The sequence below is a fragment of the Bacteroidales bacterium genome, assembly GCA_018334875.1.
Lineage (GTDB): Bacteria > Bacteroidota > Bacteroidia > Bacteroidales > UBA12077 > JAGXLC01.
The window spans coordinates 1-16,871 of sequence record JAGXLC010000073.1 but is presented as its reverse complement, the minus strand read 5'-3'; the positions used below and the strand labels follow the sequence as shown (position 1 = coordinate 16,871).

The following is a 16,871-nucleotide window of genomic DNA, read 5'->3' as shown; positions in this document are numbered from 1 at the left end:
TAAAGAAGCCATAACCCATTCCGTCAAGCTTAAGCAGCAGAATGGAGCGAGATTTGTTCATGAAGACGGAAAGCAATATCCCGGCAAGAAAGGCGCCGAGCAACATGATTTCTTTCCCTATGAACTGGGCCAGGGCAACAAAAATCAGTATAAGAAGGATGGTGCCGCGTATCTGTATTTGCGATGCTGCATGCGATAACTGATAAGTAAGGCGCTTGAAGAGGGTTTTTTGGGTTAACTGGTTCCCAATTCGATAAAAGATGTAAAAGAGAAAGAAAAGTCCGATGATCAGTAAAAGTTCCGGCTGAAAACCTTCTTTGATGATGAATGCGGTAAAGGAGAAAAGAATGATGCTGAAAATATCTGCTACTGCTGCCGAAGTGATCACCATCTGGCCGAACCGGGAATTTAACTCATTCCTTGACTTAAGTACAGGGAGAATGATCCCCACCGAGGTGGTTACCATGATCAGAGATAAGTACCATTTGTTTTTTATTTCGATCAGCTGGCCAAGCAGATGAGCAGTGAGATAGGAAAAAACAAGGGACAGTATGAAAAAGGCAATTCCTACCAGCAAAGGGTTACTCAGGAACCGTCCATAATTGAGGCGGCGTTTGGGAAATGACAAAAGAATCTGGTTGACATCAATTTCAAGACCGCTGAGAAACATAAGAAACATAAAACCAGATAGGGCAAGAAAATCCAATGACTGGATGTGGGTTTCCGGGAAATATGCAATAATGTATCTCCCAATGATGTAACCGGCAACAATCTCAACAATAACGGTGGGAACCTTCTGCATTCTCAGTAGAGAAAGCGTTAAAGGAATTAGCCATGCAAGGAAAACCACAATTAATAAGGGGTAATACTCGAAATTGAATGAGATATTTAACAGGTGACCCATATTGGCAAAATTCTCTATCTTTATCTAAAATGGATTTGTTTAATTTGGATCTAAAAATAAGAAACATTTTTTCACAAACACCACATATCATCAAAATAATCACAGATGGCAGCGCCAGTCCGAAATCCGGCTTTGGTGCCTGGGCTGCTTATATTGTTACGCCTACAGAAGAAATAATTTTAAAAGATACCGAGCCCAATGTTACCCAGCACACCATGGAACTTAAAGCTGTTATAGAAAGTTTAAAATATATACAATCTACATTTCAGAATGTTTCCGCGTTAGAAATCTATTCAGACAGTGATTACGTGCTGGGTTTGTTAAGGCGCAGGGAGCGGTTGGAGAATAAAAATTATCAGACTAAGAAAGGGAAGGAAATAAAAAACCGGAAGTTGATCCTTCGGTTTTATGATTATCTGGACCGTTTTGATGTTAGGATGCTCCGCGTTGAAGGCCATGCCAGAAAGGGGCAGTCAAAAATAACAGATTATCACCGGGAAGTGGACAAACTCTCGCGAAAACTGGTAAGACAAAAATCCCGGGATAAGTAAGGGCCTTATTACGTCAGTAATACAACAGCCAGGCCTGAACGCCCTCTTCGTTTCGTAATTTCTGTAATTCTCTCTTCGCCTGGCTTTTGTTATCAAAAGAAGCATAACTGACAGCATGCATGCCATTTCTTTCACCGATCATTTCGGAGTCGTAGCCCTGGCTGCGAAGTTTCTGCCGGAAATTGACCGCATTTTCCCGGTTTTCGAAGCTGCCGGCCACGATGTAATATTTTTTGCCTTCTGAAGCCCGGCTAACTTGTTGTTGGGAGGGAGAAGTCTGCCGTTCGGATTGTTCAGCCTGTGTGGTTGGCTGGTCTTGTGTCTCCGCTGGCTCCTGTATTTGTTCCCGGTCTGAGGCAGTGTCTTCCTCAGAGGTGGTTTGATCTTGTTCCTCTTGTTCCTGTCTTTGCTGTTCTGTACCTTCATCCATTGCTTCCATGGCGGGCGTCTGGCGCTCGTCTTTTGTGAAAATGCTTTGCACCGTATCGAAATTGAGCATGGCCCAGATAAATACGACGGCTACAGGCACACCTATGACTATGGAAAGAAGAAGTCCTTTATTTCTTTTTCCCCCGGATTGTCCTGTCTTCTCTTTTTTTGGAGGGGGTGGAGGTGGCGTTTTGCCTGCACTTGCACTTGCACCTGTTGTACCGGAGCCTGCTGTACCTGCGCCGGTTTTAACAGTTTTTTCACTCTTTTGCGCAGAAGTAGAAGTAGGAGCCTGCTGTTTTTCGGTTTTGGGTTTGGATTGTTCTTCAGATTTTGCCTGTGTTGTGGATGTTTTCTTCCTGGCCGCCTTTTCATTGATTGTGGAGCCTGTCTTTTGGCTTTCCCTGGTTCCACTTTCCCTGGCCGGCGGTGCCTGCTGCGTTTCTTTAGGAGATTCTTTCCGGGCGGATGACTGAATCCTGAACTGGATTTTCCCCTGGTTGTCCATGTAAAATTCACCAAATCCCTGAATTTGATAAGAACCGTTTTCCTTTACTGAATTTTCAATGGTACTGATATATTGATTGAGCATATCCATAGCTTCTCTCTGGGTCACATTCTCTTTTTTGATTACGTGATTCATCAGAAGCTCATCATTGAATTTAAGAAAAGGACTGAAGTATATGTCATTGATCTTTGCGGAAAGCTCTTTTTTATTTTTGTTTTTAGAGGTTGCGCGCAGTAAAAATGCACCAAAATTGGGGATAATGACGCGGTTATTATTGGCTATCAGTTCCTTAATATATTCATCAAGCATACCACAGCAAATTTGGAGTTATTTATAAGAATCAAAGATAATAAAAAATCATAGTAAATTAAAATCCATTCGTTTACTAAACGAATTATTTTTTATGTTTGCTGAGAATTATAAGTGTTCCTATTAATGCGTTTTCTAGCTTTATTGATTGTTTTGTTCATGCCGTTTTCCGTTTTTGCCCAGGATACCACCTCCAATTCAATATTTATGGGGGTAAGACCCCATTACGGTTTCATTCTTCCCCATGCTCCGTCAATAAAAAAATTTAAAGACAACCATCCATATGGCCTGGAATTTGATTATGGGTGGGTTTTAAAAAAGGCAAGCGACTGGCGCAGGTGTAACTGCTATTCCCGGGCTGGTTTTTCAGCCTCATGGGTTAATTTTGGCAATCCCGAAGTGCTGGGATCGGCGGTGAATCTGGAAATGTTTGCCGAGCCCTATCTGAATTACGGAGGCGATTTGTGGTTAAGCCTGAGAATGGGTGTTGGACCCAGTTATTCCACGAAGGTGTATGATGAAGAAACCAATCCGGAGAATAAGTTCTTCAGTAGCCATTTGAGCTATATCATTCATTTGGATGTTATGCTGAATTTCAGGTTGAGTGATCACTGGAACGCTAAAATTTTTGGGAAATACAATCACATCTCCAACGGAGGAGTAAAACAGCCCAACCTGGGGATCAATTTTCCCACGGTAGGAGCTGGTGTCGATTATGTTGCAGAACCCGGGGGGTTTGTCGAGCGGGAGCCTGTGCCCATTCAGCAGAAAGGTATTATACCTTCTGCCGCAGTTTTTGGTTCTATGAAAAACGTGGTTGAAGGCCCCGATAAAGTAAAGAAACGCACGCTTGGTTATGGATTCCTTGTTAAAGGCAGACGTATGATTGCAAAGATCAATGCCCTGAATCTGGGCTTTGAAGGTTACTGGGATGGTGAGATAAAGGAAAAATATGAAGGAGAGAAAGAACACAGACAATTTTCATTACTCGTTGGCCATGATTTGATTTTTGGTCGCTTTATTTTTTCCCAGTACTGGGGTACCTATTTATATGCTCCCGATTATCAAAAAAATTTTTTTCAGCGCTATAGCCTCACCTATAACCTGATCGGAAATCTTCGTTTCGGGGTGAATCTTAAGGCCCATGCTGAAGTGGCTCAGAATTTCAATGTACATGTGGCGTACGATCTCAATTGAAAAAAACGCTGTCATTCGGTACAGTTTCTGCAAATGTCCACGGATTTTCTGCCGGTAAGTATTAGCTTCCTGAATTCCTGAAATGTATCGGATTTCCAGGCAACATCAAAATTTACTTCCGACAGGTCAGCTATTGGAAATTCTCCCTTTTTATCGAAACAACATGGTACCATCCGACCGTCAAATGTGATGACGCACGAATTCCATATTCTGAAACATCTGTTTTTAGGGTTATTTTTCAAGTATAACCGGTTCCCTGATTTCCTGATGTATCGACTATACTTCAGTTTATCGGGGATTAGCTGGCTTTTTTGGTTGTAGTTATAGATCTGTGCGGATTTGAACCTGACCCTGTCGGCGCCCACATTCATTGCCATTCTTTTTATTTCTTTCAATTGGTGTTGATTGTGTTTAAAAACCAGGCATTGAACTTCAATAAAAGGGTTATCGGCCCTCTGCTTTCTCTTCTCTGCGGCCAGCCTTTCTAACCCTTCTTTTACTTTTTGCAGGTCTCCGTTGATCCTGTATTGTTCATAGGTTTCCTGATCAGCTCCGTCCAGCGAAACGATCACCCGGTCGGTGCCTGCATTAATGATTTCTTTGCATGCCCTGGTAGAAAGAAAGTGACCATTGGTAGAGATACAGGTATAGATGTTTTTGGTTTTGGCATAACGGATCATACCAGGCAACTGTCTGTGGAGGAATGGTTCTCCCTGAAAGTAAAGCATGAGCCAGAACAAATGAGCGGCGGCTTCATCTATTATCTTTTTATACAGATCCATATCCATCCGGCCCCTTTCCCTGCCCATTTCATTATTCCCTGAGGGGCATTCCGGGCATTTCAGGTTACAGTAGTTTGTAGGCTCAACAGACAGGCTGTAGGGCTTTCCCCACAGAGTCACTGTTTTTGTTATGCCGGAAACCACATACCCGAAATACACTCCCGCCAGGTTGAATATTCTGTATGGTGTCAGAATTCGGAGGAGCCTAAAGGCATCATTTAACCGGCTCCGCATTTTGATTCCGGGCAAAATTTAATTCATGTTTAATATTTCCAGCAGTTCACCGAGTTTCGGAGTGAGTATGATCTCTGTTCTGCGGTTGATGCGCCGGCCTTGCTCTGTTTCATTTGATTCCAGGGGAAGGTATTTGCTTTTTCCTGCCGCGATAAAACGTTCACCCTGAATATTCGAGTTGTTCATCAGCACCCTTATTACAGCCGTGGCTCTTTTTACACTGAGGTCCCAGTTGTCCTGAAAGGATGGATTCTTCCTCACCGGTACATTGTCTGTATGTCCTTCCACCATGATGTTGATATCCTTGTTTCTTTCAAGTACCTGTGACAGTTTTTTCAGAGCTTCCTTTCCACGCTGGTCTATCTGTGTGCTACCCGAAGGGAAAAGCAGTTTATCTTCCATGGAAACGTAAACTTTCCCGTTTTTGATTTTTACATCAAGTCCTTCCCCCTCAAACCCGTAAAGTGCATCGCTTACTTTGTCTCTAAGCGCATTAACAACCGAATCTTTTTCATTGAGGGCCCTTTCCAGCTCCACAAGTCTTTCACTCTTTTTATTGAGCTCTGTTTCAAGTTCATTGAGATGGTCCCTTTCGGATGCCAGATTCTCTTCCAGCTCTTCCAGACGATCTTCTTTTTGCTGAAGTTTTCCCTGGGTGCTCTGAATCTCGCTGAGCAGTTTTTTTGTTTCCTCGTTGGTACCCTTTAAAATTTTTTCCTGGTTTTCTTTTAGATCATCATATTGATCGCGAAGCCTTTCATTCTCCTGTCTATAATTCACAAGCCTTTCAGCGCGTTTCATGCTGTCCCGGACAAGACGCTCTATTCTGTTTTCAAGTACTTTAACCCTGGTACCAAGCTCTCTGTTGGAAATTTCCAGTTTTCGGTTTCGTTCTTTCAGCGAATCATTTAGTGCCTGTAATTGCTCCTTTTCCCTTTGTACCTTCCTGAATTCTTTTTGTGGAACACAAGATGCCAGAAAAAGGATGAGGATGAAAAATATTTTGATATTCATAGCATTTGTTTAAATTTTTTATATAAAATTGAAAACAAATATAAAAAATAAGTTGTTATAGAAGTTGCTTTTAATTATATTGAATTGAAATAATTCTTAATTTTGAATGGTATTTTATAAATACGTATTGAGTTATGTCTACAAACTATCGTTATTTAAGCCGGATAAGCTATCCCGAAGACCTGAAAAGGCTGAGTGAGCTCGAACTAATAGAACTAAGCAACGAGCTGCGGAGGTTTATCATTGAAGAAGCCTCGGTAAATCCTGCCCATTTCGGAGCAAGTCTGGGAGTGGCAGAACTTACAGTGGCATTGCACTATGTGTTTAATGCGCCTTATGATAAAATACTCTGGGATGTGGGCCATCAGGCATATGGCCATAAAATCCTGACCGGCCGAAAGGAGGATTTTCATACCAACCGCAAATACAGAGGTTTAAGTGGCTTTCCCAATCCGAATGAAAGTCAATACGATGCCTTTGGTGTAGGACATGCTTCAACCTCCATTTCAGCGGCCCTGGGGTATGCTAAGTCGTCTGACTTACAGGGCATGAAAGACAGAAATGTTGTGGCGGTAATAGGTGATGGTTCCATGACAGGAGGCTTGGCTTTTGAAGGTTTAAATAACGCGGGGACTGAAAATTCGGATTTGCTGGTCATTTTGAATGACAACAACATGGCCATTGATCCCAATGTGGGAGCCCTTAAAGAATATCTGCTTGATATTGCCACCTCCAAAACCTATAACAAAATTAAGAATGATGTATGGAATTTGTTGGGGAAGATCAGTAAGCTGGGGCCCAATTACCAGAAACTTGCTTCTCAGCTTGAAAGTGCTGTTAAAACGGCAGTTCTCAGTCAAAGCAATTTTTTTGAAGCATTGAATTTTAGATATTTTGGTCCGGTTGATGGTCATGATGTTGTCTATCTCACCAAAATTCTTAACGATCTGAAGCACATAAGGGGACCTAAGTTATTGCATACCATTACTCAGAAAGGCAAGGGATTTAAGCAGGCAGAGATCGATCAGACCACCTGGCACAGAGCACCGGGAAAGTTTGACAAAGATACCGGCAAGTTATATAAGGTAGCGCAGGATAAACCCCAGCCTCCAAAATATCAGGATGTTTTCGGGCATACGATTGTGGAACTTGCGCGAAAAAATAAGAAAATTGTCGGAATTACCCCGGCCATGCCAACGGGTTCTTCATTGAACATCATGATGGAGAAGATGCCCGACCGGGCATTTGACGTTGGCATTGCGGAACAACATGCCGTCACCTTTTCAGCAGGATTGTCGGCTGACGGGATGATGCCTTTCTGCAATATTTACTCCACTTTTATACAGCGGGCCTATGATCAGGTTATTCACGATGTAGCCCTTCAGAATCTCAACGTGACATTCTGCCTGGACCGTGGCGGCCTGGTAGGTGCGGACGGAGCTACCCATCATGGGGTGCTTGATTTGTCCTATATGAGAGCAATTCCTAATATGATCCTGTCGGCTCCTATGGATGAGGTAGAACTGAGAAATCTGATGTTCACATCACAATTGCCCGATAAAGGCCCTTTTACCATCCGATATCCCAGAGGCCGTGGCGTGAACCTGAACTGGAAGCAGCCATTCCGGGAAATTCCGGTTGGCAAAGGAAGAAAAATGAGGGATGGTGTCGATCTGGCTATCGTGACCATCGGACATGTAGGAAATTATGCTGAGCAGGCGGCTGCTGAACTGGAAAAAGACAGTGTCAATGTTGCCCATTATGATATGAGATTCCTGAAACCCATCGACGAAGAACTGTTGCATGAGATTGGAGAGAAATTTAAATATGTGATAACCGTTGAAGATGGTACCATTATAGGGGGCTTGGGTAGTGCGGTCATGGAATTTATGAACGAGAATTCTTATTATCCACGTATTAAACGGTTGGGTATTCCGGATAAATTTATTGAGCACGGAGCACAGGAGGAGCTGCAGAAAGAATGCGGGTTCGATGTACAGGGAATCCTTTATGCAGTGCGGGCTATTATTAAACCCCAGGTGCTGTCCAATGCTGGTTAACCAATACGTATCAGCAAAAGTCTGCCGTTTGATCCCTTTCTGTAAGGTTGAGTTTGTATGACCAAAATAGACATACAGGAATTCTTCAGATTAAGAGAAAATGTTCCCGTTATTGATGTCCGTTCTCCCGGAGAATACCAGAAAGCCCATATTCCCGGAGCCTGGAATATCCCCCTTTTTAGTAATGAAGAACGCGCCCGGGTGGGAATCACCTATAAACAGACCGGACGCATAGCAGCAATCAAGCAAGGGTTGAGGGTTGTCGGCCCCAAAATGTTGGATATGGTTGAGAAGGCTGAAGAAATAGCCGGCAAAAAAAAGCAGCTCATCGTTCATTGCTGGAGGGGAGGAATGAGAAGTGAAAACATGGCCTGGCTGTTCAGCAGGGTTGGTATTCATGCCTATATACTGGAAGGGGGGTATAAAACCTACAGAAGGTATTGCCGGCAACAACTGGAGCGACCTGTGTCGCTTATTGTGCTTGGAGGTTATACGGGCAGCGGAAAAACGGAGATTTTACATTCCATAATGAACCGGGGTGAGCAGTGTCTTGATCTGGAAGGTATTGCCAGCCATAAGGGCTCGGTTTTCGGAGGACTGGGAGAAGAAGACCAACTGCCTAACGAGCACTTTGAAAACCTGCTGTTTGAAAAGTGGCTCACATTTGATTTGAATAAACCCGTTTGGGTGGAAGATGAAAGCAAAATGATCGGTTCAAACTGTTTGCCGGAGGAACTTTTTCGCAAGATTCGGTCTGCCCCGGTGATCAAAGTTGAAGTGGATCAAGATATCAGGATCAGGAGACTTGTTCGGGAATACGCCAGCTTTGACAAACAATTGCTGAAAGATTCCATTCGGAAGATCAGTAAGAGACTGGGAGGGCAAAATGCGCAGAAAGCCATAGAAGCTCTGGATAACGATGATTTCTATACGGCTGTAGATATTGTTCTGCGGTATTATGACAAAGCTTATCAACATGGCCTGGACAAAAGAAAAAATGCTCCTGTGTACCCCATTGAATTAAACCCTGACGTTCCGGCTGATAATGCTCCCTTTATTATTGATCAGGCCTACAATATACTGAAGATTGAGGATCAAGCTAATTAGAGTCTGTCTATAATGTCCACTGGCTTCGTTACACTCGTTTTGAATGCCAGTCATCCGGCAGCCGCCGGACTCCTGGAATCCAAAACTCGCAAGCCTTGCCAGCGAACATTCTAAACGAGACTCTTTCAGATCTCTTTGACTTTATGGACAAAAATTAATTAAGTAAGACAGAAAAAGACGCAATTCAATTTCGGTAAGTTTTAACGTTTCAGTAATGAAAGAATGCGTCGCTTTTTAGTTTGGAGCTGTCGAAATCGGCATATCTTTCTGCAATGTAATCCAGCATATCATAAATTTCCTGTGGTTCAAGGGTTGTAACCAATTGGCGTTTGATATCCCTGAAATGAGGAAGTCCTTTAAAATAATTGGACAGATGTTTTCTCATCTCATAGATTCCTCTGGGGAGGCCTTTCCATTCGATGGATTTGGTCAGATGCTTTTTGGCAATTTCAGTTTTTTCTTTCACATCGGGGTCATCTGGTATGATGCCGGTTTCCAGATATGTTCTGATTGATCTGAACAGCCATGGTTTGCCTACTGTTGCGCGGCCGATCATGACGCCATCTACCCCGTAATCGTCAAATGCAATTCTGGCATCTTCAGGACCTTTGATGTCTCCATTTCCTATAACGGGTATTTGTATTTCCGGATGGTTTTTGACTTCAGCAATAGGCTCCCAGTCGGCCTGACCATTATACATCTGCGCCCTCAGTCTTCCGTGTATCGTCAGAGCCTGGATACCTGTTTCCTGAAGTTCCCCGGCTATATCCACAATTTTGATGCTGTTGTGGTCCCAGCCCAAGCGGGTCTTAACGGTTACCGGCAATTCAGTGGCGTTAACCACGGCTTTGGTCATTTCGATCATTCGGGGAATATCCTGGAGCATCCCTGCACCTGCACCTTTGCCTGCTACTTTTTTGACCGGGCATCCAAAATTCAGATCAATGAAATCGGGATTGGCTTCCTCAGCCATTTTTACCGCTTCCACCATGGCTTCGGTGCGGTGACCATATAACTGGACACCGAATGGCCTTTCAGACTCAGAAATTTTCATCTTCTGCATACTTATTTTACAATCCCTGATAAGCCCCTCTGAAGCAATAAATTCAGAGATCATTACATCAGCCCCGTATTCTTTGCATACATGGCGGAAGCTATGATCGGTTATATCCTCCATGGGTGCAAGAAAAAGCGGTTTTTCCGGTAATTCTATGTGGCCTATTTTTATCAAAATTTATTTGATTAATTTTATTTGCAAAAATAGTAGTTTTAATTGATCTGCCTATGTATAACGATTTATACCATCACCCATTCTCAAAACTGCTTGCCATTGTGTTTATTATGATAGCATCATTTTTTGCAGTGTTTTCAATGGGTTATTTCCTGGCTATTCCTGTCTTTGGTATATCTTTCAGTGAATTATCAAACCTTTTTGCCAACGGGAATTTTTCGGATCAATTGCATCTGTTAAAATATTTTCAGACTATACAAACCATCGGCTTGTTTGTTCTTCCGCCCTTTATAATTGCCAGATTGTATTCAGGGCAGGCCGGAGCATTTCTTGGATTTGCATCTCAGCCCAAAATTGCCTCGTTTTCTGTGGTTATTGTAATGATCTTTTTTGCACTGCCTTTTATAAATTTTTTATCTCACCTCAATCAAAGCATTCCTTTCCCGGAATCATTGGAATTGCTTGAAAAGCATCTGATAGACAGAGAAGAGGAAGCCCGCCGGATCACCTATCGCTTTCTGGATGCTGAGAATATTCAGCAATTGCTTGTTAATCTTCTCATGGTGGCAGTGTTGCCTGCATTGGGTGAGGAACTCCTGTTCCGGGGTATTCTGCAAAAATTATTTGCTGCATGGGCCCGCAATATTCATTTGGGCATATTGATAGCAGCAATAGTTTTTAGTGCCATGCATATCCAGTTTTATGGATTCATACCCCGTGTGGCGCTGGGTATACTTTTTGGATATTTGTTTTATTGGAGCGGGTCCATCTGGTTGCCGATTACAGGCCATTTTGTGAATAATGGCAGTGCGGTTATTTTTTACTATATAGTCGGCAGTGAAAGCGATATGATTTACGGTAATTATGGAACCGTTGGCTCCTCCGAACTCATGGTGATTTTTAGTGGAGTGATGATTGGTTTGTGTTGTTATCTTGTGTATATGTATGAAAAAAGATCAGGACAGGTATGAAGAATTCTTCTTGTAATTGAAGTAGTTGATGCTCCCCAGTTCATTTTTACGCCATACATAAACTACTCCGTATTCTTTAGCATGGCTGCGTTTAAATTCATCAGGCCGGTCTGAAAAGGTATTTTCCACCTCATCCCAGATATTGGTAATGATATCATCTGCTTCCTTTCTCAGCTCATTGACGTTGTTCGCCGCCCTTTGATTGTTTTCCTGAAGCTGTTTCTGAAACTTATAGGCATCCATAAATTTATCGTAGTGTACTTTTACTACCGCTATGGTCGGGTTGGTTATCGGGGGAAGGTTCTTTTTCTTTCTTTGCTCCTCCCCTTCAATGAGCTTTTCCCCCCATTCAACCAGGCTGTTTTCGGTATTCAGATCGGGCAGTTTTTTGTCATCTTCTGCCAGACCATAAAAGGAACGGGTTTTGGGTGGCATTTCTCCACGTATGACTGACATGTTCACCACTTGAATGAAGTGGGAAATGTACATTTTGGCTTTTTTAAGCTTGCTGTAATAATCCTTATTGTTTTCTTTCTGAATTTTATAGGTCTGTTGATACTCCGTTAGTGCCTTTTCATATTTTGGAAGAAATGAGCTCAATCTTTGCAGGGTTTCCTGTGAAAAGGCCAGTTTAAAAGGAGGAAGCTCTCTGCCTTTCTCCTGTGCGGTTTTAAGAGCCTTCATTCTGGATTTGTCGGTGTTGGGAAGTCTTCTGTATGGCATAATGTTAATAACTTTGTTGACAACAGCGTGCGAATATAATAAAATTTTTGAAAAATAAAATAAATTCGCATATAGCCTTATTAGATAATGAATTGATAGAAAATATATTATTAAATAATACGCAAGCAATTCCGAAATGTTTCAAACGGTGTTAATAATTGGTTTTAACTTCTGTTGATAAAATTGGATTCAATCTTTTCCAGTTTTTGCTAATAAGTGTTAGTTTAGCCATGTGACGAAATGTTGATTTTATCAATATGAGCCTTTCCCTGGAATATCTGGAACATTTTTTCCACGGCACCCCTGCCGGAATAGCCCTAATGACTTCCCGCATTATCAGTTTTGCTAATAGCCGGATGGCAGACATCACCGGTTATTCCAAAAAAGACCTAATGAGTAAACATGCCGGCATTCTATATCCCAGTGAGAGGGAATCCAAAAGAATGGAAAAATTCTTTTATCCTTTGCTGCGGAATGAGGGCATAGCAACCATTGAAACAAGATGGAGATGCAAATCCGGAGAAATCAGAGATATGTTTTTGGTGGGAGTATTGCTTGATTCCAGGAGCAATCTGCAGAAATCGGATGATAATAAAGAAAATGTGCTTATTGTGGTTTTTGATATTAGCCGGCGAAAAACCATAGAAAAGTCCCTGCGGAGAGATGAACTCAATCCGGATGAGGCACTTGAAAAAATGGGAGAAGGTTTTTGGGATTGGGATATCGAAAGTGGCGATGTCCAATTCAATGATACCTGGATTAAAATGCTCGGTTATAAAAGGAAGGACATCGAATTCCATATCCGCACCTGGCAAAATCTGATTCATCCGGATGACTGGCATTATGTGAGAAAAGCACTGAATGACCATTTATGGGGAGATGCAGAAAGTTATGCCGTTGAATACAGGCTGAAGTCCAAATCAGGAAAATGGGTCAGGGTTTTCGATTATGGAAGGGTGGTTGATGAGGACGAGCACCATTATCCCCTCAGATTTATTGGAACCACTATCAACATTACTTATCTGGAAAAGAGCGGACAAAAAATTTTTACTTCTGAAAGGCAAATGTCAGAAGTTACCCGCTCCGACTCTTCCTTTTCTCCGAAAGTTTTCAGAAAAAAGACCCTATTCGCAAAAGGGATGCAAGGTTTCCTCGAATTGCTTCAGAATCCTTTTGTAAGCAATGAACAAAGAACACGTTATCTGGATTTGATATTAAGTTCGGGTAGCCGGATTCATGAATTGGTACATAATCTGATGAATGTAACCCGGTTGAATTCGAGTCAGCCAGGGCTGGAATATGAAGAGTTTAATGTGAATCAAATGTTGCGAGACCTTTATAATATTTATCTCCCGCATAAAGAAGATAGAGAAATACATTTGCAACTGTGTACACCTTTTACCGATGACAGCAGTTTTGTTTATTCTGACAGGATCAAGCTCCGGCAGGTATTGCGTTATCTCCTGGATAATGCTTTTCAGTTTACAGAGAAGGGCATCATTGAATTTGGATATCATTTTGTGGATGATGAAATGCACTTTTTTGTAAAAGATAGCGGCAAGGGCATTGATAAGGATCAGAAAGATAAAATTTTTGAACCGTTTTATACAAGTCTCGGTAATCAGAAAGCCTCCGGTGCGGGCTTGGGGCTCACTGTAGCCAGAGGTCTGGCCGTCTTGCTAAAGGGTTCTATTTGGGTACAATCCGAACCAGGTAATGGTTCGGTTTTTTATCTTACCATTCCCTGTATAACCAATAAGCAGGATTTCCGGCCGGGAATGAATAATCATGGGCAGAAGGATGTCCAGGGAAGTAAATCTGAACTTACGGTTTTGATTGTAGAGGACGATCGCTCAAATGCCTTCTTGCTCAGTGAAATTTTAAAAAGTTCTGAAATCAAGAGAGTGGATATTAACCCCCAGATTGCCACCAATGGCAAAGAGGCTGTAGAGTTTTGTAAAAATAACCCTGTAGATCTTGTTCTGATGGATATAAAGCTTCCTGTTATGGATGGATTGACTGCCTGCAGAAAAATTAAGTTACTGAAGCCTGAGCTCCCTGTCGTTGCTCAAACAGGATGTGCTTACCCTTCCGATAAGGAAGATATATTTGCTGCGGGATTCAACGATTACCTGTTGAAACCCATGGGCATTGGCTTGATCCGTCAAAAGTTAAAGAAATATTTAGTGGCCGGGAACAGCAACAGGGTATTTTATGAAAATTGACCAGTTCTTGTTAATTTTATTCCTCAAACTTTTTAACCCCGCATTAGAAAAACCGGCTTTTTGCGAAATTTATTGAAGCAAAAAGCCAGGTTTTTTAATAGCGTCAGACGCTTGGATCCACCGGGTTTTGTCACAAGAAAATAATTAACATGCGGGTTCTGTTTGACCATAAATAAATTCAATAGTCCAAATGAGAAAGTTACTCTTCATATTCCTCTTAGTGCCTTTAACATTTACCGTTAAGGCAGATCCAGTATTCAATCAATATTTTACCGGCCAAACCATGCGGGTTGATTTTTATATGACAGGCGATTCTGAAGCATTAACCATTTCTTTGGATCAGGTTTACAGGGAAGGACGGTGGCCCGGCAATCCTGATAGGCTGATCGACAGGCTGAACAATGGGAATTACTACGTTAAAATATACAGTTTAATCGACAATAAGCTCATATTTTCCAAGGGTTTCAACTGTATATTCGGTGAATATCAGACCACAAGGCCTGCAAAGGAAGGAGAAAAAAGAACTTTTATAGAAACAGTAAGATTCCCTTATCCTGAAAGTCCTTTCACCCTGGTAATCGAAAAAAGAAACCGGAAAAATATTCTTCAGCCGGTATTTTCCCGTACCATTGATCCCGATAATGAGAACATCATTCGGGAAGAACCGGCTAAAAGGGATCGTGCCTATAACGTTTTGAAAAATGGAGATCCTCGTAAGAAGGTAGATCTTGTATTTGTTGCAGAAGGATATACTTCCGGAGAATGGAGTAAATTCAAAAGCGATGCCGATCATTTTACAGAAGTACTTTTCAGAGCCGAACCCTTTAAAAGCCATAAAGAACTTTTCAACGTTTACGGGGCTTTTCGTCCGTCTTCTCAGAGTGGGGTGGATCATCCCACCAGGGGAACATTTCGGAATACTGCCATTGATGCCTCTTTCAATGCCCTTAATTTACCGAGGTATTTGCTTGTCGATGACCGGAAAGCCATGCGGGATATTGCTTCGGTAGTACCTTACGATGCCATAATCGTTATAGCCAATACCGACCGGTATGGCGGAGGAGGGATATATAACAATTATACCCTTTTTACTGCTGACGACTCACGGAGCGAAGCCACTTTTATGCATGAATTTGGCCATGGGTTTGGCGGGCTCGCCGATGAATATTTTTCTTCCACCGTGTCCTATGAAGATTATTATCCCGAAGGGGTTGAACCCACAGAACCAAATATTACAGCCTTGCTTGATACGAATCAGATAAAATGGGAAGCGCATCTCTCACCCGGTATCCCTGTACCCACACCCTGGGGCCAGGATGAGGTTATCAAAATTAAGAAGAAACAAAGGGCCAATGAAGAAAAGATGAAAGAAGAGATTGAAAAGTTGAAATCAGAGGATGTTTCTAATCAGACCATTCAGCAGATCAGGGAAAAATATTCGGCCCAAAACAAACAGCTTGATCAAAAGATAGAACAAATCAGGGATAAATACCGCAGGAAATATGAAGGGAAAATCGGCGTTTTTGAGGGTGCCGGTTACCAGGCCAAAGGATTATACCGTTCGGAGATAGGAGTGCATATGTTTGATTCGGAGGATTTTACTTACGGACCGGTGAGTGAGGAGGCCATCATGAAAGTGATCCGGCGATATACTGAATGATAGCTTTTTGATTTTTATTTTTGTCTGCTTTTTCGAATAAAATGTACCCTTGATTAAGCATAGTTTAACCAATAACACGTAATATATGAAAAGCATTAACATATCTGAAGACCTTGAAATGTCAAGAATTGCTCAAGGCCTTTGGAGACTTGACAAATGGGATATGAGTAACCAGGAACTTCTTCGTTTTGTGGAGGAGGCCATGGACATGGGGGTAACGACCTTTGACCATGCCGATATTTACGGGGATTATACGTGCGAAGCCCTCTTCGGTCAAATATTCAAACTCAAACCGGGGTTGAGGAAAAGGATGCAGTTGGTTACCAAATGCGGGATCAAAATGGTATCGGAGAAATATCCTGAACGAATGATTAAGCATTACGATACAGGCTACGGGCATATCATTTCTTCGGTGGAACAATCCCTAAAAAACCTGCATACCGATTATATTGACCTGCTTTTGATCCACCGGCCCGATCCGCTGATGGATCCTGCTGAAACGGCCAAAGCATTTGAGGAGCTTGAATCCCAGGGGAAAGTATTGAATTTTGGGGTTTCCAATTTTACGCCCATGCAGTTTGAAATGCTGGACCGGCATTTTGATGGCGAGCTGGTTACCAATCAGGTGGAGATCTCCCCCTACAATTTGGAGCACTTTCAAAACGAGAATATCGAGTTCTTTTTGCGGGAAGAAATTCATCCCATGGCATGGTCGCCCCTTTCCGGCGGAAGGGTTTTTGAGCCTGAAGATGAAAAGGGTATAAGGATCAAGACCAAACTAAAGGAAATTGCAAAAACTTTAGGTGTTGAAGACATTGAAAAGGTGATCTATGCATGGTTGCTGACTCATCCTGCAGGAATTATCCCAATTGTGGGAACCGGCAAGATCGAACGCCTGAAAAAAGCTGTTCAGTCCGTGGATATTGAACTGACCCGTGAACAGTGGTTCGAAATTTATGTGGCGTC

The 16,871-nt window shown here is 42.3% G+C and carries 14 protein-coding genes; 8 read left to right on the top strand and 6 right to left on the bottom strand.

Annotated features, from left to right (window positions below; genetic code table 11):
• The coding region (locus KGY70_08285) for a cation:proton antiporter (GenBank protein ID MBS3775170.1) at positions 1-904 on the bottom strand (904 nt) is incomplete at its 3' end.
• 44 nt (positions 905-948) lie between these two features.
• On the opposite strand from KGY70_08285, the gene KGY70_08280 reads away from it, so the two are divergent.
• Positions 949-1,455, top strand: a complete 507-nt coding sequence (locus tag KGY70_08280; protein ID MBS3775169.1) for a hypothetical protein — start codon at positions 949-951, stop codon at positions 1,453-1,455.
• A 13-nt stretch (positions 1,456-1,468) separates the two neighbouring features.
• On the opposite strand, the gene KGY70_08275 is transcribed toward KGY70_08280, so the two are convergent.
• Positions 1,469-2,701, bottom strand: a complete 1,233-nt coding sequence (locus KGY70_08275) for an SPOR domain-containing protein (protein ID MBS3775168.1) — start codon at positions 2,699-2,701, stop codon at positions 1,469-1,471.
• A gap of 126 nt (positions 2,702-2,827) precedes the next feature.
• On the opposite strand from KGY70_08275, the gene KGY70_08270 reads away from it, so the two are divergent.
• The gene (locus tag KGY70_08270; protein ID MBS3775167.1) at positions 2,828-3,898 is read left to right on the top strand and encodes an acyloxyacyl hydrolase; all 1,071 of its coding nucleotides are present in this window, start codon (positions 2,828-2,830) and stop codon (positions 3,896-3,898) included.
• An 11-nt stretch (positions 3,899-3,909) separates the two neighbouring features.
• On the opposite strand, the gene KGY70_08265 is transcribed toward KGY70_08270, so the two are convergent.
• Positions 3,910-4,929: a radical SAM protein gene (locus tag KGY70_08265; protein MBS3775166.1), complete on the bottom strand. Its 1,020-nt coding sequence runs from the start codon at positions 4,927-4,929 to the stop codon at positions 3,910-3,912.
• Positions 4,930-4,932: 3 nt separating this feature from the next.
• A complete protein-coding gene (locus KGY70_08260) occupies positions 4,933-5,928 on the bottom strand; it encodes an OmpA family protein (GenBank protein MBS3775165.1) in 996 nt (331 codons plus the stop codon).
• 134 nt (positions 5,929-6,062) lie between these two features.
• On the opposite strand from KGY70_08260, the gene dxs reads away from it, so the two are divergent.
• Positions 6,063-7,988, top strand: coding sequence for a 1-deoxy-D-xylulose-5-phosphate synthase (dxs, locus tag KGY70_08255; GenBank protein MBS3775164.1), 1,926 nt, complete (start codon positions 6,063-6,065; stop codon positions 7,986-7,988).
• Between the two features lie 57 nt (positions 7,989-8,045).
• On the top strand, positions 8,046-9,095 hold the full coding sequence (gene mnmH, locus KGY70_08250) for a tRNA 2-selenouridine(34) synthase MnmH (GenBank protein MBS3775163.1): 1,050 nt from the start codon (positions 8,046-8,048) through the stop codon (positions 9,093-9,095).
• A 208-nt stretch (positions 9,096-9,303) separates the two neighbouring features.
• Here the strand turns inward: mnmH and dusB are convergent, their stop codons facing one another.
• Complete coding sequence (dusB, locus tag KGY70_08245) at positions 9,304-10,323, bottom strand: tRNA dihydrouridine synthase DusB (protein ID MBS3775162.1); 1,020 nt, start codon at positions 10,321-10,323, stop codon at positions 9,304-9,306.
• 56 nt (positions 10,324-10,379) lie between these two features.
• Between dusB and KGY70_08240 the strand changes: the two genes are divergently transcribed.
• Positions 10,380-11,297, top strand: coding sequence for a CPBP family intramembrane metalloprotease (locus KGY70_08240; protein MBS3775161.1), 918 nt, complete (start codon positions 10,380-10,382; stop codon positions 11,295-11,297).
• Here KGY70_08240 and KGY70_08235 read toward each other — a convergent pair.
• Positions 11,283-12,020 (bottom strand): hypothetical protein, encoded by a 738-nt coding sequence (locus tag KGY70_08235; GenBank protein ID MBS3775160.1) that lies wholly within the window; start codon positions 12,018-12,020, stop codon positions 11,283-11,285. The genes KGY70_08240 and KGY70_08235 overlap by 15 nt on opposite strands.
• 257 nt (positions 12,021-12,277) lie before the next feature.
• On the opposite strand from KGY70_08235, the gene KGY70_08230 reads away from it, so the two are divergent.
• The 3 genes from KGY70_08230 to KGY70_08220 form a co-directional block, all read left to right on the top strand.
• The gene (locus KGY70_08230) at positions 12,278-14,245 is read left to right on the top strand and encodes a PAS domain-containing protein (protein ID MBS3775159.1); all 1,968 of its coding nucleotides are present in this window, start codon (positions 12,278-12,280) and stop codon (positions 14,243-14,245) included.
• 190 nt (positions 14,246-14,435) lie between these two features.
• Positions 14,436-15,905 carry a peptidase M64 gene (locus tag KGY70_08225; protein ID MBS3775158.1) on the top strand — a complete coding sequence of 490 codons (1,470 nt, stop codon included), beginning with the start codon at positions 14,436-14,438 and terminating at the stop codon, positions 15,903-15,905.
• 85 nt (positions 15,906-15,990) lie between these two features.
• Positions 15,991-16,871 (top strand): aldo/keto reductase (locus KGY70_08220; protein ID MBS3775157.1); only part of this gene is annotated, 881 nt, incomplete at its 3' end.

Coding starts and splice junctions, on each gene's coding strand:
- mnmH (MBS3775163.1), top strand. CDS start 8,046: ATGACCAAAATAGACATACAGGAATTCTTCAGATTAAGAGAAAATGTT.
- dxs (MBS3775164.1), top strand. CDS start 6,063: ATGTCTACAAACTATCGTTATTTAAGCCGGATAAGCTATCCCGAAGAC.
- KGY70_08225 (MBS3775158.1), top strand. CDS start 14,436: ATGAGAAAGTTACTCTTCATATTCCTCTTAGTGCCTTTAACATTTACC.
- KGY70_08230 (MBS3775159.1), top strand. CDS start 12,278: ATGAGCCTTTCCCTGGAATATCTGGAACATTTTTTCCACGGCACCCCT.
- KGY70_08270 (MBS3775167.1), top strand. CDS start 2,828: ATGCGTTTTCTAGCTTTATTGATTGTTTTGTTCATGCCGTTTTCCGTT.
- KGY70_08275 (MBS3775168.1), bottom strand. CDS start 2,701: ATGCTTGATGAATATATTAAGGAACTGATAGCCAATAATAACCGCGTC.
- KGY70_08240 (MBS3775161.1), top strand. CDS start 10,380: ATGTATAACGATTTATACCATCACCCATTCTCAAAACTGCTTGCCATT.
- KGY70_08235 (MBS3775160.1), bottom strand. CDS start 12,020: ATGCCATACAGAAGACTTCCCAACACCGACAAATCCAGAATGAAGGCT.
- KGY70_08260 (MBS3775165.1), bottom strand. CDS start 5,928: ATGAATATCAAAATATTTTTCATCCTCATCCTTTTTCTGGCATCTTGT.